The sequence below is a fragment of the Hyphomicrobium zavarzinii ATCC 27496 genome (assembly GCF_000383415.1).
Classification (GTDB): Bacteria; Pseudomonadota; Alphaproteobacteria; order Rhizobiales; family Hyphomicrobiaceae; genus Hyphomicrobium_C; species Hyphomicrobium_C zavarzinii.
Map to the genome: position 1 here is coordinate 213092 of NZ_KB911256.1, position 25562 is coordinate 238653.

At 60.8% G+C, this 25562-nt stretch carries 29 protein-coding genes; 11 read left to right on the forward strand and 18 right to left on the reverse strand.

Annotated features, from left to right (window positions below; genetic code table 11):
• Positions 1 to 30: 30 nt before the first annotated feature.
• The gene (locus F812_RS0105055; RefSeq protein WP_020084875.1) at positions 31 to 465 is read right to left on the reverse strand and encodes a hypothetical protein; all 435 of its coding nucleotides are present in this window, start codon (positions 463 to 465) and stop codon (positions 31 to 33) included.
• Positions 462 to 611, reverse strand: coding sequence for a hypothetical protein (locus tag F812_RS26395; protein WP_020084876.1), 150 nt, complete (start codon positions 609 to 611; stop codon positions 462 to 464). The genes F812_RS0105055 and F812_RS26395 overlap by 4 nt, the downstream gene beginning before the upstream one ends.
• 396 nt (positions 612 to 1007) lie before the next feature.
• Between F812_RS26395 and F812_RS0105065 the strand changes: the two genes are divergently transcribed.
• The 3 genes from F812_RS0105065 (at position 1008) to F812_RS0105075 (ending at position 2612) form a co-directional block, all read left to right on the forward strand.
• Positions 1008 to 1547 (forward strand): hypothetical protein, encoded by a 540-nt coding sequence (locus F812_RS0105065; protein WP_020084877.1) that lies wholly within the window; start codon positions 1008 to 1010, stop codon positions 1545 to 1547.
• 9 nt (positions 1548 to 1556) lie between these two features.
• Positions 1557 to 2024 (forward strand): hypothetical protein, encoded by a 468-nt coding sequence (locus F812_RS0105070; RefSeq protein ID WP_020084878.1) that lies wholly within the window; start codon positions 1557 to 1559, stop codon positions 2022 to 2024.
• A 168-nt stretch (positions 2025 to 2192) separates the two neighbouring features.
• Entirely contained in the window at positions 2193 to 2612 is a 420-nt protein-coding gene (locus F812_RS0105075) for a hypothetical protein (protein WP_198011141.1), read from the forward strand.
• On the opposite strand, the gene F812_RS0105080 is transcribed toward F812_RS0105075, so the two are convergent.
• From F812_RS0105080 to F812_RS0105130, 11 genes are all read right to left on the reverse strand, one after another.
• Positions 2613 to 4070 (reverse strand): replicative DNA helicase, encoded by a 1458-nt coding sequence (locus tag F812_RS0105080; RefSeq protein WP_083929078.1) that lies wholly within the window; start codon positions 4068 to 4070, stop codon positions 2613 to 2615. It lies immediately after the preceding gene.
• Positions 4071 to 4916: 846 nt separating this feature from the next.
• Positions 4917 to 5975 carry a hypothetical protein gene (locus F812_RS0105085; RefSeq protein WP_156827268.1) on the reverse strand — a complete coding sequence of 353 codons (1059 nt, stop codon included), beginning with the start codon at positions 5973 to 5975 and terminating at the stop codon, positions 4917 to 4919.
• A 75-nt stretch (positions 5976 to 6050) separates the two neighbouring features.
• Positions 6051 to 6470, reverse strand: a complete 420-nt coding sequence (locus tag F812_RS26400; RefSeq protein WP_156827269.1) for a hypothetical protein — start codon at positions 6468 to 6470, stop codon at positions 6051 to 6053.
• Between the two features lie 11 nt (positions 6471 to 6481).
• Positions 6482 to 7150 carry a ParA family protein gene (locus F812_RS0105095; protein ID WP_020084883.1) on the reverse strand — a complete coding sequence of 223 codons (669 nt, stop codon included), beginning with the start codon at positions 7148 to 7150 and terminating at the stop codon, positions 6482 to 6484.
• A gap of 761 nt (positions 7151 to 7911) precedes the next feature.
• The gene (locus F812_RS0105100) at positions 7912 to 8313 is read right to left on the reverse strand and encodes a hypothetical protein (protein ID WP_020084884.1); all 402 of its coding nucleotides are present in this window, start codon (positions 8311 to 8313) and stop codon (positions 7912 to 7914) included.
• A 129-nt stretch (positions 8314 to 8442) separates the two neighbouring features.
• On the reverse strand, positions 8443 to 9492 hold the full coding sequence (locus F812_RS0105105) for a hypothetical protein (protein ID WP_020084885.1): 1050 nt from the start codon (positions 9490 to 9492) through the stop codon (positions 8443 to 8445).
• 87 nt (positions 9493 to 9579) lie between these two features.
• Complete coding sequence (locus tag F812_RS0105110) at positions 9580 to 10614, reverse strand: DUF2493 domain-containing protein (protein WP_020084886.1); 1035 nt, start codon at positions 10612 to 10614, stop codon at positions 9580 to 9582.
• A 65-nt stretch (positions 10615 to 10679) separates the two neighbouring features.
• Entirely contained in the window at positions 10680 to 11159 is a 480-nt protein-coding gene (locus tag F812_RS25975; protein WP_083929080.1) for a helix-turn-helix transcriptional regulator, read from the reverse strand.
• 86 nt (positions 11160 to 11245) lie between these two features.
• Positions 11246 to 12616 carry a tyrosine-type recombinase/integrase gene (locus F812_RS0105120; RefSeq protein ID WP_020084888.1) on the reverse strand — a complete coding sequence of 457 codons (1371 nt, stop codon included), beginning with the start codon at positions 12614 to 12616 and terminating at the stop codon, positions 11246 to 11248.
• A 463-nt stretch (positions 12617 to 13079) separates the two neighbouring features.
• Positions 13080 to 14318: a three-Cys-motif partner protein TcmP gene (locus tag F812_RS0105125; protein WP_020084889.1), complete on the reverse strand. Its 1239-nt coding sequence runs from the start codon at positions 14316 to 14318 to the stop codon at positions 13080 to 13082.
• Positions 14319 to 14321: 3 nt separating this feature from the next.
• Entirely contained in the window at positions 14322 to 15125 is an 804-nt protein-coding gene (locus tag F812_RS0105130; protein WP_020084890.1) for a phage Gp37/Gp68 family protein, read from the reverse strand.
• A gap of 518 nt (positions 15126 to 15643) precedes the next feature.
• Here F812_RS0105130 and F812_RS0105135 point away from each other — a divergent pair.
• The 3 genes from F812_RS0105135 (at position 15644) to F812_RS0105145 (ending at position 17664) form a co-directional block, all read left to right on the forward strand.
• Positions 15644 to 16261 (forward strand): Tll0287-like domain-containing protein, encoded by a 618-nt coding sequence (locus F812_RS0105135; protein ID WP_020084891.1) that lies wholly within the window; start codon positions 15644 to 15646, stop codon positions 16259 to 16261.
• Positions 16262 to 16273: 12 nt separating this feature from the next.
• Positions 16274 to 16867 carry a rhodanese-like domain-containing protein gene (locus F812_RS0105140; protein ID WP_026867861.1) on the forward strand — a complete coding sequence of 198 codons (594 nt, stop codon included), beginning with the start codon at positions 16274 to 16276 and terminating at the stop codon, positions 16865 to 16867.
• 68 nt (positions 16868 to 16935) lie between these two features.
• A complete protein-coding gene (locus F812_RS0105145; RefSeq protein WP_198011142.1) occupies positions 16936 to 17664 on the forward strand; it encodes an SDR family NAD(P)-dependent oxidoreductase in 729 nt (242 codons plus the stop codon).
• Between the two features lie 85 nt (positions 17665 to 17749).
• Here F812_RS0105145 and F812_RS0105150 read toward each other — a convergent pair whose 3' ends face one another.
• Entirely contained in the window at positions 17750 to 18118 is a 369-nt protein-coding gene (locus tag F812_RS0105150) for a hypothetical protein (RefSeq protein WP_020084894.1), read from the reverse strand.
• 117 nt (positions 18119 to 18235) lie between these two features.
• The gene (locus tag F812_RS0105155; RefSeq protein WP_020084895.1) at positions 18236 to 19108 is read right to left on the reverse strand and encodes a pirin family protein; all 873 of its coding nucleotides are present in this window, start codon (positions 19106 to 19108) and stop codon (positions 18236 to 18238) included.
• 126 nt (positions 19109 to 19234) lie between these two features.
• On the opposite strand from F812_RS0105155, the gene F812_RS0105160 reads away from it, so the two are divergent.
• Positions 19235 to 20173, forward strand: a complete 939-nt coding sequence (locus F812_RS0105160; RefSeq protein ID WP_020084896.1) for a LysR family transcriptional regulator — start codon at positions 19235 to 19237, stop codon at positions 20171 to 20173.
• 63 nt (positions 20174 to 20236) lie between these two features.
• Entirely contained in the window at positions 20237 to 20386 is a 150-nt protein-coding gene (locus tag F812_RS26405) for a hypothetical protein (protein WP_020084897.1), read from the forward strand.
• An 86-nt stretch (positions 20387 to 20472) separates the two neighbouring features.
• On the opposite strand, the gene F812_RS0105170 is transcribed toward F812_RS26405, so the two are convergent.
• Positions 20473 to 20895, reverse strand: coding sequence for a low affinity iron permease family protein (locus tag F812_RS0105170; RefSeq protein WP_020084898.1), 423 nt, complete (start codon positions 20893 to 20895; stop codon positions 20473 to 20475).
• A gap of 133 nt (positions 20896 to 21028) precedes the next feature.
• Between F812_RS0105170 and F812_RS25270 the strand changes: the two genes are divergently transcribed.
• Positions 21029 to 21940 carry a hypothetical protein gene (locus tag F812_RS25270; protein ID WP_020084899.1) on the forward strand — a complete coding sequence of 304 codons (912 nt, stop codon included), beginning with the start codon at positions 21029 to 21031 and terminating at the stop codon, positions 21938 to 21940.
• Between the two features lie 60 nt (positions 21941 to 22000).
• Here the strand turns inward: F812_RS25270 and F812_RS22645 are convergent, their stop codons facing one another.
• Entirely contained in the window at positions 22001 to 22807 is an 807-nt protein-coding gene (locus tag F812_RS22645) for a tellurite resistance TerB family protein (RefSeq protein WP_020084900.1), read from the reverse strand.
• A 211-nt stretch (positions 22808 to 23018) separates the two neighbouring features.
• On the opposite strand from F812_RS22645, the gene F812_RS0105190 reads away from it, so the two are divergent.
• Complete coding sequence (locus tag F812_RS0105190) at positions 23019 to 24098, forward strand: OpgC family protein (protein ID WP_020084901.1); 1080 nt, start codon at positions 23019 to 23021, stop codon at positions 24096 to 24098.
• Positions 24062 to 24940, forward strand: coding sequence for an SGNH/GDSL hydrolase family protein (locus tag F812_RS22650; RefSeq protein ID WP_156827270.1), 879 nt, complete (start codon positions 24062 to 24064; stop codon positions 24938 to 24940). Before F812_RS0105190 ends, F812_RS22650 begins: the two co-directional genes overlap by 37 nt.
• A gap of 35 nt (positions 24941 to 24975) precedes the next feature.
• On the opposite strand, the gene F812_RS0105200 is transcribed toward F812_RS22650, so the two are convergent.
• Positions 24976 to 25431, reverse strand: coding sequence for a universal stress protein (locus F812_RS0105200; protein ID WP_083929082.1), 456 nt, complete (start codon positions 25429 to 25431; stop codon positions 24976 to 24978).
• Between the last annotated feature and the right edge of the window lie 131 nt (positions 25432 to 25562).

The window sequence follows — 25562 nt, forward strand, 5'->3', positions numbered from 1 at the left end:
CCGGCGGGAGTGCCGATAGCGATGGGCATATCAGTCGACCTCCAGCTCGGGGATGTAGAGGGGCGCACGCTGCTGACCGCGCTGGTTGGCCTGCTGGCGAAGCCGTTCAAGGAAGCTTCCGGGGGCGCCGTCCTGCCGCTCGCCGAGAAGCTGCTCGGCGCGGCGAGCGTTTTCCCGCAGAAGCGCGTGGGCGCGGTCCAGCCTACCTTTGGTGCGCCCATACCCGTCGTGGAAATATTCGGCGCTGTCCTGATTCTCGGGCGCGCTGTAATGCCCGAGCTCGTCGTACAGATCGCCGACCAGCAGGCTCAGGCGGATATGGCGTGAGAGCAGCGTTGCCTCGGGCTGCGCGGCTATCTCGAGAAGCTGAGGCCTGACCAAGCGGTCGAGCACGGGATGGCGCTCGATCGGCGGCAGCTCGAGATAGGTGCGCAGGATGCCTTTGACTTTCTCGTTGGTGCTCATGGCCGGGGCTCGCAATCGCTGTATTGCGTCATGAGGGCTTTGATGGTGGGGCGCTCGGCATCAGCAAGGCGCATCCAGTGCGTTTGCAACGAAGCCGGCGGCTTGGGATCTGGCGGGTTCGGGTGATCGGACAGGTCCTGCATCATTCGATCTCCGGAGCGATGAGGGGCTTGGCGTCCCGGGTTTTCGGCCGGACGACGATGTACGGTCCCGATCGAAAAGCAGTGCGTGCCGGGGGTTGCCGTTGCAGATATCGGCTGTATGCGGCGGCTATTCAAAGTTGTTGGAAGATTGAAATCGAACATCAATCGCAACGGCAGCTCGCTGCGCGGTTTTCGCAGATGGGCGCGATGAGGCTTGCGCTGCGGGCGCGTGGTCTGAGCCTGTGAGGGGCGTCCCTGAGGGCTGACTACTCTCTTTCTGCACCCCCGGGGCCGCTCCGGCAGGCCTCTTCTCTGAGGGAGTGCCGGAGCGCGGCGCGAAAATTTGCGCAGGCCGGGCTGATTTTCAAGGCTGGCTTTCTCAGGATTGGAGGATTGGCAATGCTGCCGCGGGTCGGAGCCGGGATTTCGATGAGCTCACATGACGAAGAGAAAGCGTTCCTCGAGACCAGAGTCGATGAGGTGGTCAAGAGCACAATGGCGGCCTGGATACAGGCCTTCAGGCTGCATCGCTGCGTGGCCTGCGCGGTCAGGGATATCGAAGAAAAGCTCGCGATTAACTGGGAGGCGGAAGCGCCCCATCTGGGTGAGTGCCTTGAATTTTGCGACGATCCCTCACTGGTGCTGCGGGCGGTCGGCCCGCGCGAAGTGGCGGGCGTGGGCGGCGTTTCGGGTGTTGGGCCGAAGGCGGAAAAGTCTGCTGATCTGAGGCTGCTGCTCGATATTTCGGTTTGTCTGGGGGAAGCCTGGGAAGCCGCGATGCTGATGGTGGGGTGCAAGGATTGCGCGCGGGCATTGATTAGAGGGCAGGTGCGAAAATTCGGCGACCAGGCGCGGGCGCATATTCCGGCGGGTGGCGGCCGGCACGGCTATCGGCGCGTCTGCAAGCGTTGCCGAACGGATGTGCAGGGGTTGGTGTAGGAAGCTGCCATGGGTCATGACGACATTGGATCGGCGCGCGCGGCGTATGACAGGGGCGCGGAGCGCGTCTGGTTCACGGCGGTCGAACTCTATGGCTGCAAAACCTGCGCAGCGGCCGCCGTCCAATCCTTGTTCCGGGCGATGGGCGAGAAGCTGGGAAGCGATGCCCTGGATTGCGAGTTTTCCTACAGTGACGTGCTCGATGTGATTGTCAAAGCGCATGCTGGCGAGCCGGCGCTGAAGTTGAAGGGAGATCGGCGCGGCGTGCTTGAGGAGCAGCTTGCAACGGACGTGAAAGCGACGTGGTTGTCATTGCGCCAAGTGCTGAGCTGTAATCACTGTCTGAACGCGACATTTTTGTTCGACATCTGGATGATGCACGACGGGATGTATTGGATCGTTGCTGAAAGAACAGAGCCGCCGACTGTCGTCTGCCAGGATTTTTGCGGTGCCGGTAATGGCCAGTTTGAGGGGTAGAGGTCCATGGCAACGCTAAGAAGCTCGGCCAGCTGGACGAGATCGCGGGAGCGCAGGCGGCCGCGCGCGGCCCCTGCTCCGGAGTTGCATCCTCCGGGGTTTTCGGGCGGGAAGCCGCACGTTCAGGGCTACAGGATCGAGCCGCGCAGCGATGTCGAACGCCGGTTCTTGCGCGAAGTGACGAAAGCGCAGGTGCGGGGAGAGGCGCGCGGCATGCCGGATATGATGCGCAGTGACTGGGATCGGGTGAAACTGGCGGAGGCGCGCTGGGTGCAAGGGGTTATCGAAAAGCGCCCAGTGAAGATCGCCTCGATTGACAGGCTGCGGTCCGTGAAGCCGGAATTTCAGTCCGCCTTGAGGTATGTGGGGCGGGCGGATAAGCGCCAGGAAGCTGACGCCACGCGCGCTAGGGCCGAACCGCACACCCCCCCTCCTCCTACTTCCGGGGACTCTTTGCAGCGGGATGGAGAGGATCGGCAGGAAAGTGCGTTTATGGCCGGGCTGAGGGCACGGGCAAAGGAGCTGGCAGAGCGTGATGATCCGCTGCCGTTTCGGGGCTTTGAGCGTGAGCGCAATCGCGAGCGCTGATCAAAGATCGCCCATGTCGGTGAAGCGTGTGAAAGCCGGTTCGAAGTTGAGCTTGATGGTTCCGATCGGCCCATGGCGCTGCTTGGCGATGATGGCTTCGGCGATGTTGGCGGCCGCCTCGATGGCCTGCTGCCAAGTCAGGTGATCGTCTGTGCCGGGCTGGGGCTCGGTGCGGGCGAGATAGTATTCCTCGCGGTAGACGAAGATGACGACATCGGCGTCCTGTTCGATGGAACCCGATTCCCGTAGATCCGAGAGTAGCGGGCGCTTATCCTCGCGGATTTCGGGGGCGCGGGAGAGTTGGGACAAGGCAAGGATGGGAACATCGAGATCCTTGGCGATCTGCTTGAGGCCGCGGGTGATCTCGGACACCTCGGTCGTGCGGTTATCGCTGCTGCGGCGGGAGGGCGAGTGCATCAGCTGCAGATAGTCGATGACGATCAGATGTAGGCCGTGGGTGCGTTTGAGGCGGCGGGCGCGGCTTCTGAGTGTTGCCAGCGAGAGCGTTCCGCTTTGATCGATGAACAGCGGCAGCCTGTCGTTGGATTGGGCGGCCTCGATGCAGGCTTTGAGGGCTGTCTGGTCAATGGCTCCTCGCCGGATGGAATCGCTAGGCAGCTGGGCTTGGTCGGCCAGAATGCGGGTAGTCAGCTGATCGCCCGACATTTCGAGCGAGAAGAAGGCGACGATACCCCCCTGCTCGCCTGCGGTTTCAAGGCGCGCGCGGGCGGCATTGTAGGCGATGTTGAGGGCGAGAGAGGTTTTGCCCATCGAGGGGCGGCCAGCGAGGATGATGAGATCAGAGCGTTGAAGCCCGCCGAGCTTGCGGTCGATGGAGGGAAGTCCGGTCGTGATGCCGGTAATCTTGCCGGATGATGTGATGGCGCGTTCCGCCTCCTCGAGGGCGGAGAGCGAATAGTGCGAGAACGGTTTCAGGCCGTGGCTATCGGTGCCGGTCTCGGCCAGCGAATAGAGGCGCTGCTCGGCCTCCTCTATGATCTGAGCGGGAGTGGCATTGATATCGTGACCGCGCGCGGCCAGGGTCATGTCGTCAGCGATATCGAGGAGACAGCGCTGCTGGTGGCAGGCGCGGATCGTTTTTGCGTAGTCAACGGTATTGATCAGGGAGACGACGTTGGCAGCCAGGTCGGCGAGATAGCTTGCTCCGCCGAGATTTTCGAGGTCGGGGTCGGCTTGGAAGAACGATTTCAGCGTGACGGGCGATGCATTCTGGCCCTTTTGCAGGTAATTGCAGATGGCTTCGAAGATGCGGGCGTGAACCGGGGCGTAGAAGTGCTCGGGGACGAGAAAATCGGCGATGCGGTCGTAGGCGTTGTTGTCGACCAGCAGCGCGCCGAGCAGCCCCTGCTCCGCCTCGATATTGTGCGGCAGCGGCAACGCGGAGACGGTGGTGAGATCCTGATTTTGCAATCGGGCAGAGGATAAAGCACGCAACATGAATTTCAGACTATCAGATTCTTCTGGGAATAGAACTTAAAAAGCTCTCCAAAAAAAACGAGACCTGCTTTGTGTGATGCGTTTTCGGACAGCACCCACCTGTCAGCATTTTTTGTGGAAGCAGCCGCGCGTGATTCATTGTGGGATAGGGAAAGAAAAAAGAATTATAAATAGGGAAAAGAATAGGGCGAGTCGAATCCTGTGCGACTCTGAGGAAAAGTGCGTTGTTTCGGGAATGGCATTGCAGCGTCTACCTATCAACCACAAGGGTATTGCAGCTTCCGCCTCCTATATTTGAGGCGTGCACCCGTCCGAAAAGCCGGGCATTGCAGCGTCTACCTTCCATGTTGGGCGTCCATTGCAGCATCCACCTACTGAGTTGACACCTGCAAAGCCGGGGTTGGCTGTGCGGAATTTCGGTTGTTGCAGGCTTAGCCTACCAACCATTGCAGCGTCCGCCTATCTCCTAGGGTTGGGGAAATGCAGCCTCCACCTACCATGTCAAGGAACAGAGTAAATCTATTGCAGCGTCCACCTACTACGGGCGGAAAAACTTCGAAAACGGCGAAAATACATTGAAAATTGGCAAAGGGGCGGATGGCTTGGTGTGAGAGCGTAATGCAGCTTGCGCCTACTATGCTCCTAAAATCGCAGGATTTGATCTCTTGATGAGGAATCAAGCGGTGAGCAGGTGGCGTGGAAACGCACTTTGCAGGGGTATTGCAGCTAGCGCCTACCATGTGGCGGAGGGCCGATGGCGATCTGCACGAACTGCCTACCATGGCAGGCCGCGCTTTTGGGTTCGTTGCATCATCCGCCTACTATCGTAACGGGAATCCAGAAGGCTCAGTTGTGGGCAAGCTTGGTGCGGGCGTCGCGCGCGCGGGCGTTGGCCGCCTTCATCTCGCTGACAAAGTTGGAATGTGGGGTGAGGGTGTAGAGCACGTCTGTGATGGCGCGGCCAGAATTTCGTTTTTTGGATTGGAAGAAATGGAGGACTTCATGCTCGACGAGCTCGGTCAAAGCCCGGTCGAGGGTCTGGATGTTCGAGGAGGTCCGGTTGTGGTGCAGGAGGCCGCTGTCGCGGGATACGGTGGAAAAGAGGATCTGGTACGGCGTGGTAATGGAGGCGTTTGTGTATTCGTGGCTGAGGCGCTTGTGCAGCCAGCGGGCCATAGGCGAGGACAGCTGCATCAGGACGCGGTAATTGAACTGGCGGTAGCTCAGATTGTTGATGGCGTGGCTCAGGAGCGCGGGCAGGCGGGCCGTCCACATGGCGTCGGGGTCTTCAAGCCAGTCTGAGCGCTTGACGCGCGTCATATCGTTGAGGATAGGCGCGGTATAGGCGGTTTTCCGGTTCCCCTGCCCTTCGATTTCGACCTCGAGGACTGTTCTGGTCAGGATTTCGAGCGATTGCTTGATTTCCTGGATCGAGCGTGTCTTGCCTCGGGCTTTGAGCTCCTTGCGGATCATGTTGAGAGAGAAGCGCACCCAGCTTTCCTTGTTGGTGACGTCGTGAAGGCCGTAGTGTTGATCGGAAAAGATTTTCTTGATGATCTCCTCGACCAGCTCTTCGTCGGCGCTCGGGAAGAAGTCCTGTCGGCCGTGCTCGGTTTCGATGCTGGCCGGCTGCAGCGACATGGTGCATTTGAAGGTCGGATTGGCTGCCTTGGGTGCGGGATGATAGTGAAAATTGTGCTTATGCACAGGCAGCCGGCCGTTGTCGTCGCGCAGCATATTTTGGGCGCGAGCGCTGACTGAATATTTGGGGATCGCATCCCAGAGCTCGATCGAATTCGACAGGTCGCGGGGGTTTCCAAAGAAAGTGGCGAAGAGGTCGTATTGGGGACTTCTATCGGCGGACGGAAGAACCTTTTTATTGGGCGCGACAATGGAATGGGACAACTCCAACATAAATTCATGGTGGGGATTTAGACAGGCGAGGTCAATGCGTTAGGCAAAGTTATCCGCAGCAATAAGCTATGGACTTCTGCTCGTATGATTAGGGCTGTTTTTGCCGCGAAGGCGGCGCCCATCTTCGATCATATCCTCGTCGTGGACTGTAAAGCCAATGGCGCGAAGTCCCGACAGGAAAAGGTGATTGAGGGAGACGCGGCGATGAATGGTTGCGATTTTGAGTTCCGTCATCAGGTAATCTGGGACTTTCACGCGGGCCTCCATCCTTTCGCTTGGCGGCGGCTCTGCGGGTAAGGTCGGCGGTCCTTGCGATGCGGGGGGCAAGGTCTGCTGCGCCCCCTCCTCCGCGGTGTGGTTCAGCGTCGTTGCTTGAGCCGCGATGGCCGGCTTGGTGGTAAGAGCCGGTACGCCTTTGGCTTGCGCGATCCGTTCTAATTGATCGTCGAGGTCTAGATTGAAGGGCTGGAATGGTTCTTTGGTCATCGGAGTCGTCGTCATGCTGCTTGTGAGGGGTTTGCTGCGGTGGCGGTCAGGATGTCTTCGATCTCGCCGAGAAGGTTATTGATCTCGAGGCCTGCGCCTTTGGTTGGCTCGGCCTTTGTTGGCGGCACGCCGTTGAGGAACATCTCGCGGTAAGCGGTACGCTCGACAGTAACGCTGCGGAAGATCGGCATTCCCTTGCGTTTGAGTTCGGAGAACACGAAATCGGTGACGTGTGTGCGCAAGGGGTGCATTTTGGTGAGCAGCATCCGGTATGGGATTTTGCGGGCCGCGGTCTCCTCAACGTCTTTGACGTCTTGCGAGATGACGATCGCTTCGCGGATGTCGGGCTCGGAGGCTTGCGCCGGTATGATGACCAGATCGGCGCGCGCGATGGCTTTGAATAGGTTGACTTCGCGGGCCCCTGCCAGATCGATCAGGATGTGATCGTAGTTCTGGCTTGCCGTGATGGCCCGCAGCCGGGCCGATATGTCTTGCGCTGGCAATGCTTCAACTGTCAGGCCCGCGATTGCAATCTTTGTTGCCCATCTATGAATGGTGCGGTTCTGGTCGAGATCGAGAATGATGACGCGTTGACCGCGGAGCGCGAGGGCTGCGGCAAGGGATGCGCAGATTGTCGATTTTCCGACGCCCCCTTTTGAGGATGCAAAGACAAGAATCATAAAAGCGGTGGCCAGCTCCTTTTCTGGTTTGGCGGGTTCGCCGTAGAAAAATTGAATATGTCGAACGACACATTGGAATCATACCACACTAATTTAATCGGCAAAGAGTATTTTTGGCAAAACGGCAAATTGTATCGTGGGCTGAGTGGAATGGTGGCCAAACGAAAAAGAGAAAAAATGGTAAATGGGAAAATAAACAAATAGGAGAGAAGGAAAAAGAGCAATACGCCAAGAAGGCAAATGGGCAATGAGTCATGCGGCGCAGTTGGCAAAGGGGCAAAATGGCGAAGCGGAAAGAAATGGCAAAGTTCCGGAGGTGTCGAAGCCGGGGTTGCGCCGTACGCGATGCCGCTGTGCGTGGTTGGCGAGCCTGAGCGTTAGGAGGCTGGGATAAAAGGCATGAAGGCCAAAAAAAGGCGATGCGGCAGAGAGGCAAAACGGCAAACGGGCAATAGGCGAGGCGACATCCGGATGATGGGATCGGATAAGGGCGCAAAGCGGCGCGGCTTGAGGGGGCAAGGCAAGAAGCGAGCGTGGGTGAGTGGGAACTGGACGAGGTCGCCGCTGCGCGGGCCGGATGCTTTGCGGGCCTCAAGGCGGATTCGCTTGATTTTTTCATCGACGTTGTCGAAGGCGGGGATCGTGGGAATGCTCCTCGCTTGTAGGTTGGAGTTCAGGTGCCGGGCTGCTCGTCAAGCCAAGTGACGGTTTAGTTTGAGGCCGAGGTTTCCGCGCGGGGAGGGAACAGATCGGCCATGCGGTCAGCCTCCGGCCATTACGGCTATCACACGTTCGGCGAGGGCAGGGGGGTCATCTAGAAGGGCGAGCGTGGCGAAGTGGTTTCGTCCGCCGGTGAAGTCGCGGCGTCCTTTGCAGGTGCGGATGAGAATGCCGTGCTGGCTGCCCATGCCGGATTGGGAAACGCTGATGTAGACCCGCTCGTGATGAAGGGTGATTTCGCCCGAGACGGCGATGCCGGCCTTGTTGCTGCGGAGGTCGAAATCGGCCTTTGGCCAGTCAAGCTGGGCGGCCAAGAGCTTTAGCCGACTGGAAGCGGCGCGGTGGAACGCGGCTTTCTGATAATCGTCGTATTGGGTGGGCTTTTGCCAATCGAAGGGGGCGGGCAGTTTGGCGGCGGCAATTAATTTCGGGAAATCTAGCATGGGTCTTCCTTTTGTTGCGGCAGGCGGGGTTCACCCTCTCTCTGAGAGGGCGTGCCCGATCACTCGCATCCGAAGACCGCTTTTCCTCTGCGCGTTAGGGGATTGCTGGCATACCGGCCCGGGTCAGCCTCAAGATGGTTCAGGCTCGTGCCCATTGTTCTGCTCGCGGCACGGCGCAGGCGCGGCGCTCTCTCGGGCGCGGCTTGCGAGCCGTTCCATGAACGGTTGGGCGGCGGGTCTTTTGGTCTGGGCGGATTGGTCCGGTGCGTGTTTCTCGCGATAGTGCGTGGCCGAGAGTTCGCGCCACTGCTGGCGCAGCCAGTCGTGTTCCCATTTGGAGAGTTGCCGGTTGCGGGCATGAAAATCCGATAGCACCTTGTCGGCGGTGGCGAGTGCTTCGTGCTTGTGATCGCGAACGGATTTGAGGGTCTGTCGCAGCACGGTCTGATGGGACCGGACGACGGCTTTTAGCGTACCCTGGTGGTCATTGTCGCCCGATTGCGTTTTGCCGGCGTAAAGCCGTCTCACCTCCCGATAGTGCTGGTCGAAATCCATATTGACGCAGGCGCGCACGGAGGTGGCTCGGTCCCTGGCTGCCCGGGAAATCGCGATGCGAGTGTGGATATGCTCGTGCTTCACCTGATTGATAAGCTGTACGGTTTCGTGAAGGTCGGTTTCGATGCTTTCGATCAGCCGCTTGGCGGCGCGGAGGCCTCTGTCTTTCGAGGCGGGCGAAGGCGTGTTGGCGTTGTTGGCTTTGCGCTTGAGGGGATCGGCTTCGATGACCTGATCGGGGAGCTGGCGCGCGGTGCGCTGGATGATGAATTTTTCCAGCAGTCTGCGATCAACGTTACGCGAGAAGGGGAAGGCGGCTTCGATCTGGTATTCCAGGTGATCGAACATCTCCGTCATGAAACGGCGCTCCTGCGCCTTGTCGTAGACCGAATCGTAGGCGGCTAAAAGGTGATGCAGGAGTTTATCGGCTTTGCGCGCGTAGATGTCTCTCAGATTGCGGTTGGGCGAGATGTCGAGAGGATCGAATGGGGCTTCGCCTCGGGTGAGTAGGAGAATTTCGGCGGCGCGCTTGGCGTGCTCGTAGGTGCGGCCGGGCAGAACGATCTCGAGCTCGTCGCCGAAAGGCGGAATGATTTCGATGTCGTAGAGCAGCAGGGGTTTCATAGCTGATCCGATTGAATATGTGCTTCCCATGCTGTTGTGGTGTAGGGAAGGTGTCTCAAGAGTTCTCTCATTCACACCTAGTCGAAATCATTCCATCGTGTTTTCGGGCTCGGCGCCGTGGTTGGTGTTGAACGAGGGGGCGAGCGATAGGCTGTGCTGCGGGATCGCCAACCTGAGAAGATGGCGGCGGCGGATCTCGGCCTGGCGGATGCGCCAAAGGGTTTGTGCCGGGCAGACGTCTTCTTTGGGCGCATTGACGTTGGCAATGCCGCGTGCGGAGAGAAGGGCGTCCATTTGTTTAGGGTTCTCGCGCAGCCATTGGCCCCAAAGTGCGGTGTAAATATCGCTGAGTTCGTCCCGGTTGATGGCCGTGCGGCCCTGGGCTTTTTCGGGCGTCTGGCCGGTGGCGCCGTTCTCGAAGATTTTGGCGGCCGTGAAGGCTTCGTGGATCGAGCGGCCCTGGTGGCTTTCTAGCCGGGCGGTATAAGGATTGAATTCTCCGCGGCCATGCGGGCCGGTTTCGAGATATGGCGGCTCGCCGATCACGTTCTTTAGCTCAGGCGCCTTGGCGGCGGATGGTGCGGCTTCGGGGGCAGGGGCCGATGATGCCGGCTTTGCGCGCGCGATCAGGCCGCGCATGACGTTTTCGGGACTGACGTTGCGCGGCGAGCTGGCGTTGTTGAGGCGGTCGCGATCCAGCGTGGGCAGTTTAAGGAGCTGGCGGTCCTTGTCGACGGTATAGACGGGGACGCCGCATTTGAGGGCGCGCAGCGCGATCGTTGCTGCGCCATAGTTGCCGGCGTCGCTCGGGATGCCGGGGTCGTCGGGGTTGTCAAGGGCTCCGGGCACGGCGGGCTTTCCGAGAATGGCGAGCACGGCATCGGGATTGAACTCCTTCAGCATCTGGCCGTTGCGGATGTGCTTGGCGAAGCGGCCGTGCCGCTTTCCGTCTGGTGCATAGCGGCGGACCGTGATGCGCAGGTGCTTGGCGACCTCGTCGGCAACGCTATCGACGCCCTTGGCGGTGCCGTGGGCGATTACGGTCGGCTTTATCTGCGCGATGGCGGCCTTGACGGCGTGATAGTCGTCGAAATCGCGGGCACCGCAGACGATGAGGCGCATGGCTAGTTCCTTTCCCATGCCAGGGGATGTCTTCGTCGTCGTAGAAAAGGCGCGCCTCGCGAGGCTCAAGTTTCGGGGTGTGGCGAACAATGGCAAAACGGACGCTGGGGCGAATCGTGGTGGGCTTTACAAGCAATCCATTCGCGTACCTCGCGCTCGAGCCAGACGGTGCGCTTTTCTCCGAGCGAGAGGCGGCGGGGGAAGCGTTTCGCGGCTTCGAGCCGGTCGAGATGGGTTCGTGAATAGGGAACCAAGCGACGCAGCCGCTTCAGGTCGAGGAAGCGATCGTGAATGGTAAGGATTGGAGAAGTATAGCCTGCTCGAGTGTCGATTTTTGATTGCATCCAGCCAACGACTTCGTCGGCGGACCAGACAGATGTACGGGGGCTCAATCGTATCCGGGCGGGAAATAGCCCTTGGGCCTCGAGTCGCAGGATGTTGGGATAGGAATAAACGACGAACGATGAAATGAGATTGGCGGGAATGAACAACGCTGTGGGGGGTGACAGCGCTTCAGAGGGCAAGATGTTATCTGTGTTGCTCATGAAGAGCTTTTTGAGAACCCAATCTCCCTCATCAAGCTCTGAATCAAAAAATGGCCCCCGGCTGGTTGAGCGCGGGGGCCGAAGGGTCAGGGAGTATCGAAGGGTAGAAGCAAGGTTTCGTTCTCGTCTTTGGTCTGGTGCTCGATGATAGTTAGCAGTTTGTCGGCCCAGCTTTGCAACGCTTTTCGTTGTTGCTCGGTGTATCGGTACAGATCGTAGATGGCGGTGACGTCACTGTTTTGACTATGGTTGATTATCCGCTTTTGAATGTCTTTAGGAACGTTCAGGCTTCCCAATTGCGTGGTGGTGGTGCGGCGCAGATCATGGATCACCCAGTGATCGATTTGTGCGCCGTTGTTGATGCGCCTTTTAGCGCGGTTGATGCCGGCGAATGGCCGGCGAGGGTTTATTTTCGAGGGGAAAACGTAGGGCGAGGGCGCCGGGCAGTAATAGGTATAGAGGTCGCGGAGTGAGGTTTCCGAAGTGCCGGCGGCCTGATCGCGTGACAAGGCTGTCATGCGCTTGATCTCGGAAAGAATTGAGAGAGAAAGCGTAGATAGCGGGACGATGTTTGGCTCGCCGTTTTTGGTGCGCGTACCGGGAATGGTCCAGATTGCTTCGGCAAAATCAAGTTCTTCCCACCGCATGCCGACGACTTCGCCTCGACGCTGCGCTGTAAGGATCGCAAGCTGGGTAATGGGGCCAAAGGGGTAGCCTTCGGCCTTGGCAGCCTCCCAAACTCGCCGGATCTCGTGGTCTGTGAGCAGGCGCTTCCTTCTTTTGGCCTTGGGGGGAGTCGGAAGGTCTTCGCAGGGGGAGACGAGAATGTAGTCAGAGGCTCTGCACCATTTGAAGAAGGTCATGACAGATTTTTGGGCGTGCCGGGCGGCGCTGTAGTGACCGTTTGCTTTGGCGCGCTCAATGACGGCAATGACGTCGGACTTCTTGATGGAGCATACGGTTCTGCTCGCCCATGGGCGGCCGTAGTGCTTAGTCAGGACGTAGCGATATTCGTTGATGGTGCTTTGCCTTGCGTGCCCAGGACAATGAATGTCCAGATAGGTTTTGAGGGCGGTCGTGAAAAGAACGGGCGCGATGCCTTCAGGGCGGTTGTTTGCAGCGGTTCGTGCGTTCAGCGGGGTTGCTGCGGGCGAGGGCGCATCGTCTGCAGCCTGCGGCTCTGGTTCGGGGTTGGGATTGATGCCGGCCTTAACAAGGATACGTGCCTGGTCGGCCTTCAAACGCGCCTCGGCGAGCTTAATGTCGGGATAGCGACCGATCGTCATGCGGGACTCCGAGCCGTTCAGCTCGTAGCGGTAGTAGAAGGTCTTGACGCCTTTGCTGCTGACGCGAATGCCAAAGCCTTGGCACTTGGCGTCAGGGTACTGGGTGGAAACTTGCGAAGGGGTTGGAAGCGCCCGGATAAGAAGGTCGGTTAGGATGGTTCTGGACGTCATGACGAGAATTCTCCATCTGCTCTTAAGAGCGTTCTGGTGAAGTCCCGGTAGAAAAATCTAGGACGGCAACTAGGACGGTTCGTGCGAAGTGCTAGCTTGGTGGCTTATGGGGCCATTTGATAACGAAATCGGAGTTTCCCTATGTCTTCCAGAGTGTTACCGACAGTGCGTTGCTGGCGGGATGTTTGCGTATGTTTGGTTGGTAACGATTCTGGGGGACTGGGGGTCGGAGGTTCAAATCCTCTCGCTCCGACCAATATTTCAAGGACTTAGCTTTAGTCCGCCATCCCCCAAAAATCCCGTAGCTACCACAATCTTGCAGGCTCCCGACAAAAGTTGGGGGAAACTGTGGTGCGTCTTTTGCGGCATGGTGTTCGTCATTTTTTACGGCCGCTGCTGACTGACGAGCCTTGGCCTGAGGGCAAGGACTTTTTTTGAACCGACGCAAGAGACAGGCAACTGACTATTTCGAGCCGAGGAATATGGGGAAGAAAGTGCGTTGACGTTTTATGCGCAACGTATCGTTTGCGCGGATTGTGTTGGGGCTCCGACGCACTCCGCCGGTTTCTGTCAGAACTTCGAGGTCTGCGTTCTCAACAATAGCAGCGTGGATGTCATCGGTGTGGTTAGGCGTCATATTGTAAATGCTGCCGTAGAACTGACCCACCGAGATCGCATCGCCAAAGTCTGTAACTACACGGGGGATGTCCTCCAACAATTGTTGTTTAGCGAGAACACGCCCGGAGACATCGAAAAGGTAGAGGGCTCCTTCGTGTGAGGGGTCAAACGACAGCATGTTGAGGCCGGAGCGGCCGAAGTGCGCCTGCATGCTGCTGTTCTGGTGTAGGACGTTGTTGTATTCCTGCCGGGCCCGGTAGTTGTTAGCCATGTGAATAAGCCAATACCGCCAGCCGTCGGGATTGTTGATTGAGAACGGGCTCACGAACTGGGCACAATCGCGGAAGCGGTCAAAGACAAGGCGTTCGGCTGCGCCCAGCCATTCCGTGCGGCTCATCTGCTGTTCAAGCGCTGAAAGGTCAGCGCCTGCGCTCAGGAAAGCCAGTTGCTTGGAGAGGGCGGCAGAATCGCTTTTGTGAAGAAATGCAAGCAGCGATGAAATGCTGAACGTATAGAAGATCTCGGCCGAAGCGAATGCCACGCTGATATCCCGCAATGTGGCCAGTTTGACATCGCTGTGCGCGTACTGATCGAGATTGAAGAGGACGTTCTGGTAGCGGCCTTGCTTCAAATCGGCTTTGACGTTCGGGAAGAGGCTCTCAAATGCTTCCTCGTGATAGACGACCTGGATGTGCAATTGCGGTACTTCAGCCCGAATGGCTGCCAGAAGCGGCTCCACATGGCTGCGCAGGATAGCTATGGTTCCCGACTCGACGTCGTTCAGGATGAGGAAGCATTCGATGTCGATCGGAGCCATTCCATCGGACTTGCGTCTGACGTTGAAGCTTTCCGCAGCCAGCCGAAGTTCTTCAATAAATATGAGTGGAGAACCTGCTGCACCGCACAAGTAGCGGCCACCACCTGCAAAGGCGTCGATGATTGCTAGCCTGAATTTGGTTTGTTGGGGAAAGACGCAGCGCACAGAAAGGTAGCGCGAAAAGTATTCGCGCAAGATTTTATGTTTGCGGCGCGTGTGATCTTCAAGCGCGACGCCATTTTCCCAATCGTAGCTCTTGGCGACCATTGCTCACCGCGACCCATTGGGGCCTGTACCCGTAGTATCGAGGCCGCGCGGCATGTCATTCCAAATTCTACCGCGATATACTCGCCCGTTCGCCTTTTTGGATCGCTTCTTATTGTCCTTGCCCCATGTGCCCCACTGCTTGAAGAAGAACGCCGTATTGTACGATGCGCATTGCTCATAGATCTCGTCGATCCATTCCTCGCGGATAGGGCGAGCAAACCGGCCACTTTCGCCCCCGACGATGGCCCAATGGATTCCAGCGAGATCGATGGCTCCGACAGGGCCGATGAGCGGTTCGAAGGAAATGAACCTTATCGCTGCTGGGACGGTCTTCAAGGACACGACCCTGGGGGCATTTTCGGCGTTTTCAATGCTCGTGCCTAGCCAGACATTTGGAACAATCTCTTTAATGTGCTTGCGAACAAACGCTGCCATTCGTTCGGGGCGCTTGGTCAGGATTTGATAGTGATGATGGGATGTGCGTTTCATGACCGACCAAACCTCGCTTATGAAGCGGTCGCTCACGCCTTCATGAAAGAGATCGCTCATCGAGTTCACAAAGATTTTTTTCGGCCGCTTCCAGCGAATGGGGATGTCCAGTGCCGACCAGTCTTCGCGCACGATGCCCTTCCAGACGGTGCGCTTGCCGCTTTTTCTTGTCAGGCCCGCATACTTGTCGATGCCCATCGCTTCAAGGCGGCGCGCCATCTCCATCGCATAGCAGTTGGTGCAGCCAGCGCTGATGACAGAGCACCCGGCGACGGGATTCCAGGTGGCATCCGTCCATTCGATCTGAGTCTCCGACATCGTGGCAACCCCCGCCCGTTCCGCCTTGTGCCGATCAACAAGACAACGAGTGTGTAGCAGCATTCGTATTCTCGGTGAATCCTTCGGCTGATCTGCCCATCCTGCCGTATAAATCAGTGTTAAGGAGAACCCCCCCAAGGCATCATCCGCACGTGGAGCTGAAGCTCTTCTGCAAGGGATGGAAGCCCGAAGGGCCGAGACGCTGCTGAGCGTCTTGCCAGAGGCAAGCACAAAGTGAGCGAGGGAGGGCCAGCGGCTCGGCGCGCGACAGCCCGGCCCGCGCGTCATGCCGGAGGCATGCGCTAAGAGCGAGCGCGGGTGCAGCCAAACCTCACCTCATCACTCTCCGCGGCCGCCGCTGCGCTCCCCCGCCGTTCCCCCTATGTGACTTCGGTCACAGACCTGTCCCGTAATTCCCCCTATTTCGTTTTCCGCATGAGCGTCTGAGAATGGACGTCCGCTGCCGGCCTGTCGTGCGACGGGCTGGCGAGCAGCGTTGTGAGCATGGGGAGAATGGCATGAGAACCCTGTCCGCGGGATCGGGACGGAAGCTGAAGCAACTCGTCATCGCCGCCGCTCTCGTGGCCAGCGCCGCGGGCTTCGAAGCCGCCGCCGAGACGCAGGTGCCGGACGAGGCGAACGCCGCCAAGGCGCGCGCTGCCATCGCCGCGCTCGCGGCGAGCCTGAAAACGAGCCTCGGAGAGGCGCTGGCCTCCGGTGGCCCCACGAACGCGTTGAGCGCCTGCCAGGCCATCGCACCGGAAGCAACCCGCAACGCCGCCGAGACGCACGGCCTTTCGATCGGCCGCACCGCCCTCCGCGTCCGCAATCCCGCGAACGCGCCGGACGCCTTCGAGCGCCGCGTGCTCGAGGAGTTCCAGTCCGAGATCGCAAAAGGCGCGGATGCCGCCAAGCTCGAGCACGCCGAGATCGTCACCGAAAACGGCGCAAGCACATTCCGCTTGATGAAGCCGATCGTGATGGCCGAGAAGCCGTGCGCGGCTTGTCACGGCGCGGTCATCGCCCCAGATGTGAGGAGCGCGATCAAGTCTCTCTACCCAGAGGACGCGGCGACCGGCTTCGCCCCCGGCGAGTTGCGCGGCGCTTTCACCGTATCGATCCCGATCCAACCCTGACGAGGCAGAGATATGATCAGATTTATAGCGATGGCCGCACTCGCCATGATGGCGGCCACGTCGGCGCTGGCCGATACCGCCGCCGGCACGAACGTGCCTCAGTCGAAGCGCACGGTGCTCGGCAAATACGTCTCGTCCAAGGAGGCGCATGACGCCGCGATGGCCGAACGCCCGCGGCTGCTGTTCATCGATGTGCGCAGCAGCGCCGAGTTGATGTTCGTCGGAGTGGCGGACGATATCGACGCGCAGGTGCCGTTTGCCGAGCTTGCCGAGCCGCGCGCCTGGGATGACAAGGGCGGCCGGTTCGCCATGTCGCCAAATCCGGCGTTCGTTGCGAATGTGGAGGCAGCGCTTGCCCGGAAGGGGCTTTCCAAGTCCGACAAGGTGCTCGTGATCTGCCGGTCTGGCGAGCGCAGTGCGAGAGCCGTCGATATGCTCGCCAAAGCCGGATTTACGAACGCCTGGAGCGTTTACGACGGCTTCGAGGGAGATCTGTCGAAGGAGGGACACCGCACGGTCAACGGCTGGAAGAACGCCGGCCTTCCCTGGTCCTACAAGCTCGACAAATCCAAGCTGCAGGCCAACGTGCCGATGGCCCAGCGGTAAAGCCGGTTTGACGGCGAGCCGAGGCCGGCCGAGAGTGACCGCGACGAAGCAGCCCGAGGGAGGCGATTTTGGCGGCACGCGCGGCAATTGTTGTGGGAGTGGGCGCGCAATCCGGTCTCGGCGCCGCGCTGGCCTGCCGCTTCGCCCGCGAAGGCTTGTGCGTTGTGCTGGTGGGGCGCACGCTGGAGCGTCTCGAGCTGGTCGCGACGGACATCCGTGCGAACGGGGGGAAGGCCCGCGTTGCGGTCGCGGACGTCACGAACGAGGACGAGGTGACGGCGCTGTTCAACACGCTGGAGGCGCCGGAGACGCTTGAGCTTGTCGCCTATAACGTCGGTAGCAACGTCATGGTGCCGTCGCTCGAGATGCACGCGGCGGACTTCGAGGACATGTGGCGGCAGAATGCACTCGGTGGATTCCTGATCGGCCGCCAGGCCATCCGCACCATGCTGCCCTGCAAGCGGGGATCGGTGATCTACACGGGCGCGACCGCGTCCTTGAGGGCGCGTCCGGGCTTCATGGCCTTCGCCTCCGCCAAGGCCGCGCTGCGAGCCGTCGCGCAGGGGTTCGCACGCGAGTTCGGCCCTCAGGGCATCCATGTGGCGCATGTGGTGATCGACGGCGTCATTCGCGGCGACTATGCGCGTGAGCGGTTCGCGGGCTTCGTGAAGGCGAAGGGTTCCGACGGTCTTCTGGAGCTGGACGACATCGCAGAGACCTACTGGACGCTGCACCAGCAGCCCAGGAGCGCCTGGACGCACGAGCTGGATTTGAGGCCCTTCAAGGAAGCGTTCTGAAGCGCGTTTCGGCGCGCATCATCTCGGCAGGAGGAAGGGATATCCACCGCGTCGCCTCCGCTTGATCGAGGCGCGCGGTGAGCCCTCAGGGATACTTCCGCGACGGCGCGCGGAACGCGCTCATGAAGCGGAGCGTCAGCACGTTGGCCTCGCGGCCGGTTACCACGCAATCGGCTTCCTTGTTGTCGGCACTCGAGAAGAGCCTGATCGGGCGCGCCAGCAGGTGAGGCTTGATGTCGTCGTGCCAGAGCACGATCTGCGCGGTGAGCGGAGACATGTCGCGGATGGTGCAGGGGCGCGGCATGATCATGCCCTCGGACCAGAGGTAGCCCTCTTTCAGGCGCTGCGGACGCTTGAAGTCCTCGGGGCTCAACGCCCGGCCTTCCGGCTTCTTTTTGGAGCGCGATGCGTCGTCGCCGGACAGCGAGGAAACCAGTGTCTTCCAGAGGGCCATATTGAGCTCCGCCTGCGCGAGCGTGCGCCTGCTGAGCTTCCGAGATGATGGTGAACAAATCCCTAAGAAAATCGAGTTAAAGAGAAACGGCTCCGCCGCGAGGGCGGAGCCGTCGGGTCAGGACGTGGGTGCCATGCTGCCGAAACGTCCGGTTTGGAAATCGAGCATCGCCTGCTTGATTTCGCCGACCGTGTTCATGACGAACGGACCATGCGCCACCACCGGCTCGTTGATCGGCTCTCCGCTGAGCACGAGCACCGTCGCATCGCTGTTCGCTTCGAGCGAGATGTCCCCGCCCGTGCGATCGAGAAGCACGAGCTGAGCTTCCCGTGCGATGTGCTGCTCGTTGACGAGCACCGTGCCTTTCAGCACGACCAGTGCCGCCGTATGGCCGTCCGGCAGGGTGAGCGTCGTCGCCTTGTCGCGGTTGAGCCTCAGGTCCCAGATGTCGATTGGCGTGAATGTCTTCGCCGGACCTCTGTGACCCTTGTAGTCTCCCGCGATGACCCGCACCCGTCCCGCTCCGTCCGCCAGCTCGACCGATGGGATTTTCTCATCCGTCAGAGTCTGATAGCCGGGCGCAGCCGACTTGTCCTTCTTCGGCAGGTTTACCCAGAGCTGCATCATCTCCAGCGTTCCGCCCGTGCGGGTGAACTCCTTCGAGTGAAACTCCTCGTGCAGAATGCCGGACGCGGCCGTCATCCACTGCACGTCGCCGGGGCCGATCCGTCCGCCGTTGCCGGTGGAGTCGCGGTGCTCGAGCTCGCCCTCGTAGACGATCGTCACCGTTTCGAAACCGCGATGCGGATGCTCGCCCACGCCGCGCGGGGCTGCCGCCGGAGGAAACGTGGCGGGACCCGCGTAGTCGAGCAGAATGAAGGGCGAGAGGTGCGCGCCGTGGCTGCCGGGAGAGAACAGCGACCGCACGGGGAAGCCGTCTCCGACCCAATGGGGGCGGGGCGCACTGTAAAGGCCGAGAACCTGTCTCATGGCGGTGTCTCCTTTCCGGATGCCTCATGGGGGCGTCCTTGTCGATCGGTGAGATAGAGATGGGACGACAATCCCGCTAGATGCCAATTCTTGACCTCATTGTCCTATTTGGTGGACAATAAGGCCATGCAGGACCTCAACGACCTCTACTTCTTCGTCCAGGTGGTGGACCACGGCGGCTTCGCCCCGGCCGCCCGCGCCCTCGGTATTCCGAAGTCGCGCCTGAGCCGGCGGATTATCCTCCTGGAGGAGCGCCTGAACGTCCGCCTCATCCAGCGCACCACGCGCCGCTTCGCCGTCACCGAGATCGGGCAAGAATTCTACCGCCATTGCGTGGCGATGCTGGTGGAAGCGAAGGCCGCCGAAGAGGCGATCGAGCGCTCGCGTGCCGCGCCGCAAGGCGTTGTGCGGGTGGCCTGCCCCCCGGCGCTGCTGTGCTTCCAGGCAGGCGACATGATCGCGCGGTTCATGGCGGCGAACCCGCGCGTGACCGTCCATCTCGAAAGCACGAGCCGCAAGGTGGATGTCATCGCCGAAGGTTTCGATGTGGCGATCCGCGTGCGCATTCCCCCGCTGGAGGAGAGCGATCTCATCATGAAGGTGCTGGCCCCCAGCACGCAACGCTTGGTGGCGAGCCCCGCCCTTTTGAGTGGACTGTCCGGCGCCATCGTACCGGCCGATCTCAGCGCCATGCCGAGCATAGATTTCGGTCCAGCCCACAGTGAGCACCAGTGGTGCCTTGAAGGCCCGGAAGGAGCCACCGCGCTCGTTCCGCACCGCCCGCGCCTCGTGACTGACGACATGATCCAGATGCGCCTCGCCGCGCTCGCTGGCATCGGCGTTGTGCAGCTTCCCACCATGATGGTGGCCGGCGATCTCGCACGCGGAACGCTGGTCGACGTGCTTCCGGCATGGGCGCCGCGCGCGGGCATCGTGCATGTGGTGTTCCCGTCGCGCAGGGGCTTGCTTCCGGCTGTCCGCGCACTCATCGATGCGCTCGCCGTGGATTTCTCGCGCGTCAGCGAAAGCGCCGGTCAGGCCCCACCCCCAGCAGATCCGGCGTAATAAAATCCGGAACAAATCCGGCCCTTTCCGAGTTTTCCACGCAAAGGACGAGGAGGACTGGAAATGGCCGATCGAAAAGTCATCGATCCTACGGATGCGCGCCAGGCTACGCCGCAGCGCCTGAACTACCGCGTGCTCACACGCTCGCTTCTGATCGCGGTAATTGCAGCCGCGGTGATCTACGCAATCTTCTACATGCAGTCTCCGGCCTGACGCGCCGCGTTGCCGGCGAAAGAAAAAGAAGTGGGGACGAGCAAGGAGTTGAGCGCGCCCGGCAGGACACTGCCGGGCGTTTTGCTTCAACGCTTCGTCTTCCGCTGCCGGAGTTCACGCTCCACATGCGCGAGGTCGTCGTCGATCAGCGGCGCATAGGTTTCACGTAGCCGCATAAACTCCTGCTGCACCCGCGTCAGATCCTCGTCCGACATATGGTCGAGTTCCACCAGCCCGGTTCGCGCCCCGTCCACGCTTCGCAGAAGCTCGTCGAGCTTGAGCGACACCACGCGCGCATCCCGGTTTTGCGTGTTCTGGATGAGAAACACCATCAGGAATGTCACGATCGTGGTGCCCGTATTGATGAATAGCTGCCACGTGTCCGAATAGCCGAAATAATGTCCGCTCACCCCCCAGAGGACAACCACGAGACACGCCGCCAGGAAGGCCCAGTAGGATCCGACCAGATGAGAGGCGTGCTCCGAAAAGCGGCGAAACATCTCGTTCATGCTGCTCTCCTCGCTTCACCCCCTCTGATCTTGATCCGTCCGGAAAAAACGGCGTGATCCCGAACGGTTTTCAGCTAAGAAGCATACGGACAACTGCGGGCCGGCCCGCGTGAGAGGGGGAGACGCAGCATCAATGGATGTGATCGACTTTTTGTTGCGCGCCGTTGGCGCTTTTTATGTGCTGGCCGGATATCTGGCGACGCGCGCGGCCGTCATGTCCCTCTTTCTCGACCGTGCAATTGCGGCCATTGCCGCAGAGAAGCCGAGCCGGAAGGATGTGGCGCAAAGCTATTGGCTCATTGCCGCCGCTGCCCTCGTGCTGGCGGGCGGCGCGGCGCTGGTCGTCTCGCTGGACATCGCCGCTTGGCTGTTCATCGCCTCCGCCATCGGACAGGCCGCATACCTGTTCTACGTCGCGCCCCGCTTCTTCGACGATGATGACACCGATGCAGCCGGACGGCGCCAGACCACCAATGCCTTCATCCTCTATCTGCTGGCGACGGCCCTGGTCGTTTGGGCTTTCTCCTCCGGCCGCTTGCAGAGCTGGCAGGATGCAGGGTGGCCCGCGCTCGCCGTTGCTGGCGGTTTGGTCGCCGCGCATTTGGTTTATGTGGCGTGGAGCCTGAGCAAGGTTCCGCCAGCGTCCCCGTTTGCCTCCTTCGCGACACCGGACGATGGTCGCGACCCTTCCGAATGCACGCGCATCAAGGTTATGGCCGACTACGATACGCATCCGCTCTGGGCGCTCGACGAGGATCTCTACGGAGATTTCCCGCCCGAGCGCCTCGGCCTCTCGCAGGAGTTGACGGACGATCTCAATGCCTGGGCGGAGGCCTTCACGTCGTCCCTCAATCGCGAGGACCCCGCCGAGAGCCTGTGGAGCGACGAGCAGCACAAGGCGCATCAGGCCATGGCACGGCCGCTCGCCGTCCGCCTCGCGCGCGAAATGCCGGACCGCACGATCTTCGTGATGAGCGAGGTCGGCGTCGTCGAGGTGAGCGCCGACGAGGATCTGCCGCCCACGGAAGGCGGAGCACGCGCCTGAAACGAATTGCCCCTCGCGAGAGGGCGAGGGGCAGAAAGCTCTGAACGGAGCGGAAGGCAATCAGGCGCCGGCCGCACGCACCTGCGGAACCGAGGCCGGATCCTTGGCCGACTGAACGGCCGCATCGAGATGCGCGACAAGGCCATCCTCGAGCCCCATGGTCGCTCCAAGATAGCGCAGGTAGGCCTTCTCCGCCGGCGTGTCCGCCTCGATGGCGATCGCGGATGCCAGATAGACTTCGCTTTTCATCTCGGGTGTCGTGGCGGCAGCCGCAAACTGATGCGGCGACCACGGCGCGGCGATCTCACGATCGAGGAACTGCTGCTCCTCCTGCGAGATCCCGATGTCGGCAAGCCGTCCGGCGATCCGCTGGCGCTCCTCCGCGTCGATGCGCCCGTCGGAGAGGGCAGCCGCGATCATGGCGCGCAAGAGGAGCATGGCATGCTCGTTCGGCGCGGGAGCGCCGGGAAGCGTAGCGCCCGAGCGCGCCGCGGCGATGTACTCCGCGGCCTTTGTCCCGATCAGAGGCTTGCCGTCACGATAGTTCGTGTACGCCTTGTAAGCGAGGCCGCCGAGCGCCGCGGCCGTGCCGAGCTTGAGCGCGTCTCCGGCGATATCGCGTCCCGATTTCGTGCCGAGAACGAGGGTCGCGAGCGCGCCCGCAGCCGCACCACCCAGGATGCCGCCGCCTTGCCCGCGTAGAAATCCTTTGGCCTGCTCCATCAGGTCGCCGCCGGGCGAGCCGGTTGCAGGCGCTGCGCCGTAGCCCGGCTGAGTGGCCGGAACTGAGCCCGTCGTGCTCTGCGGCGCAGAAGCCCCGCCTGTTCCGTTCAAAACCAAGTCGAGAAGCTTTGCAGCGTCGATCATTCTGGTCCCCAATAGTCTTTCCTGACCAAACGTAGATAGGAAGGGCCGGGGGGACCTCAAGATTGCACTGCGAAAATAGTAGGCGCCTTATTTTGCAACTGCACGCTGTGCAAGCAGGGCGGGAGCATCCGCTTGTATCGGGCCGCGAGGTACGCTTTAAGGCTCGGGCTCGCCCCACGGCACGCAAGATCAAAAAATAAGAGAGCGCGAGATGCGACCACCCAATGCGATCGATTTTTGGCGTGGTGTCGCGCTCGTCATGATCTTCATCAACCACGTTCCGGGGATGGACTATTCCATCCTCACGCTCCGCAATTATGCCATCTCGGATGCCGCGGAGCTGTTCGTGTTCCTGGCGGGCTGCTCGCTCGCTTTCGTCGCCAATGGCCAATCCTCGGTGAAACCCATCGGGCAGGTGGTGATGCGCCTTCTGATCCGCGCGTTCGAGATCTGGCAGGCGCAGATCGCCACCATCTCCGTCGCGGTCGCCATGCTGGGAGCCGGCGCCATCGCGTTCAGCGATCCACTGCTCCTCGAATGGCACAATGCAGGCCCCGCGTTTTATGACACCGTGCGCGCTTCCATCGGCATGGTGCTGCTCACCTACCAGATCGGCTACTTCAACATCCTGCCGCTCTATGTAGTGCTGCTGCTGCTCGCGATCGTGTTTGTCGTATTGGCCCGCCGCTCTTTGGCGCTGGCGCTCGCCGCATCGGTCGCGCTTTATCTTGTGACGTTAACGTTTGAGATCGAGCTTCCGAGCTGGCCGTCGGATGGCGCGTGGTTCTTCAATCCGTTATCTTGGCAGCTCCTGATCGTGTTGGGCTTCGTAACGGTCGCGTCGAAAAAGATATATCCATCGTGGCAAAAAGTGGTCCGAAGCCTGTGGCCGTGGGCTGTCGCGGTGCTTGTGGCTGGCCTTGTCATCGTCTGGGTCGACTATCGTCCGGACCCGATGACCGCACCAAATCCGCGATACTTATTCCTGTTCGATAAGAAGTATCTATCGCCTGTCCGAATATTGAGCATGCTCGCAATCGCGATTGCGTTCTATCCGCTATTTCCTGTACTTTCCCGGCATGTGGGGCCCGTCGTTCGCTACTGCAGCAGCCTCGGTCGCAATTCCCTCGCCGTCTTCTGCGTGGCGTCGTTGCTCGCGCTGGCTGGCCAGATGGTCAGATACATTGGCGAGCCGACCTTTCTGCTCGACACGGCCATCGTGACAACAGGCTTGGTATTGTTGAGGATCACAGCGTGGATCTCCGAATTCCAGTCGTCAGCGTCTGCGTGACCTGGCTCCTCCTTGGCTCCGTGGCTGCCATCGCGCAGTCCGACGACAGGAGCCCGTCGCAAGGGGCGATGCCGCTCGCAACTCCCGCCGCCGAGCCCGCGGTGCAGCCATCGCCGCGCCGTCCGATGGTGCATGCGGGAAGCCCGAGGCTCTCGAGCGAGTGCAAGGTAAAAAGCCCGGCTTACGAAGGCCGCGCGCCGTTGCGCGCCGTGCGCCGCGCAATTCTGGAGAAGCGCCCTGTTCGCGTCATCGCGCTCGGCTCCTCCTCGACCGTAGGCATCGGCGCCTCGTCTCCGCTCGCGAGCTATCCGGTTCGCCTCGAGAACGATCTCGAAGGCGTGATCGATGGACTGCGCATCGAGATGTTCCCGCGCGGCCAGTCTGGCGAGGTGGCCGAGGGTGCAGCGGAGCGGCTCAAGGCCGAGGTTGCGGAGCTGAAGCCCGATCTGGTCGTCTGGCAGGTCGGCACGAATGACGCGGTCGCACGCATCGATGCCGACGATTTCGGCGATCAGCTTCGGGAGACGCTCACTTGGCTCGCCAGCCATAAGATCGACGTCGTGCTGATCGATCCCCAATACGTCGAGCGCCTGTCGAAGGATGCGCGCTACACCAGCATCGTCAACGAGATCGCGAAGATCGCCAGCGAGAAGCGCGTGCTGCTCGTCAATCGCTACGACACGATGGCGGACCTCGCGCGCGAGCATCCCGGCTCGTCGTATCTTTCCAGCGATCGTTTCCACCTGAATGATCTCGGATACCGCTGCATGGCGGAGTACGCCGCCCGCGCCATCGTGGCCGGTGTTCTGCAGGCCGATATCGAGAACGGGGCGATGCACTAGGGCGGGGAGGGCGTCGTCCGCCCCTCCGGGCTCTCTCAGGCCCTCTCGCGCACGCGCTCGCGCGCAATCACCGTCACCGGCACATCGGACAGCGAGATCACGCGGCTTGCAGCCGTGTGCGCGCTCAGTCCGGCGAGCGTCAGCAGCGCGCGGGCGACAGGCGTGCTTTCCTGTTCCGGAAGAAAGATGTGATCGCACCGTTCCTCGTGTGCGATCCGCGTCGTCACCTCGGCGGTCTCGCCGGGCTCGACTCGCGCCTCGGCCTTCACGCCGGCCGATTTTGCGCGCTGGAGCGCGAGCGTCATCACGCGCTCGGAGATCTCGCGCAACGCACGCGGCACCGGACGCAGCATCTGCCAGGGCGATGGCGCGGGTGTAATGTTGAGCAGAAGAACTTCAGAGCTCGGCAACGCTTGGGCAATTTCGAGAGCTTGATCCAGTGCAAGGTTGGCTTGCACGGAGCCGTCGACAACCACAAGCATCCTTTTCATTTTGAGCCTGATAAGAGACCCACCCGACTGGGTCTCTGAGCATAGAGCGTAGAGGTGATCAAGACGCGAAACGGAACGCCATGATGATGATGGCGGAAGCAACAAGGAAGAGATCGAATAGTCTTACGCCG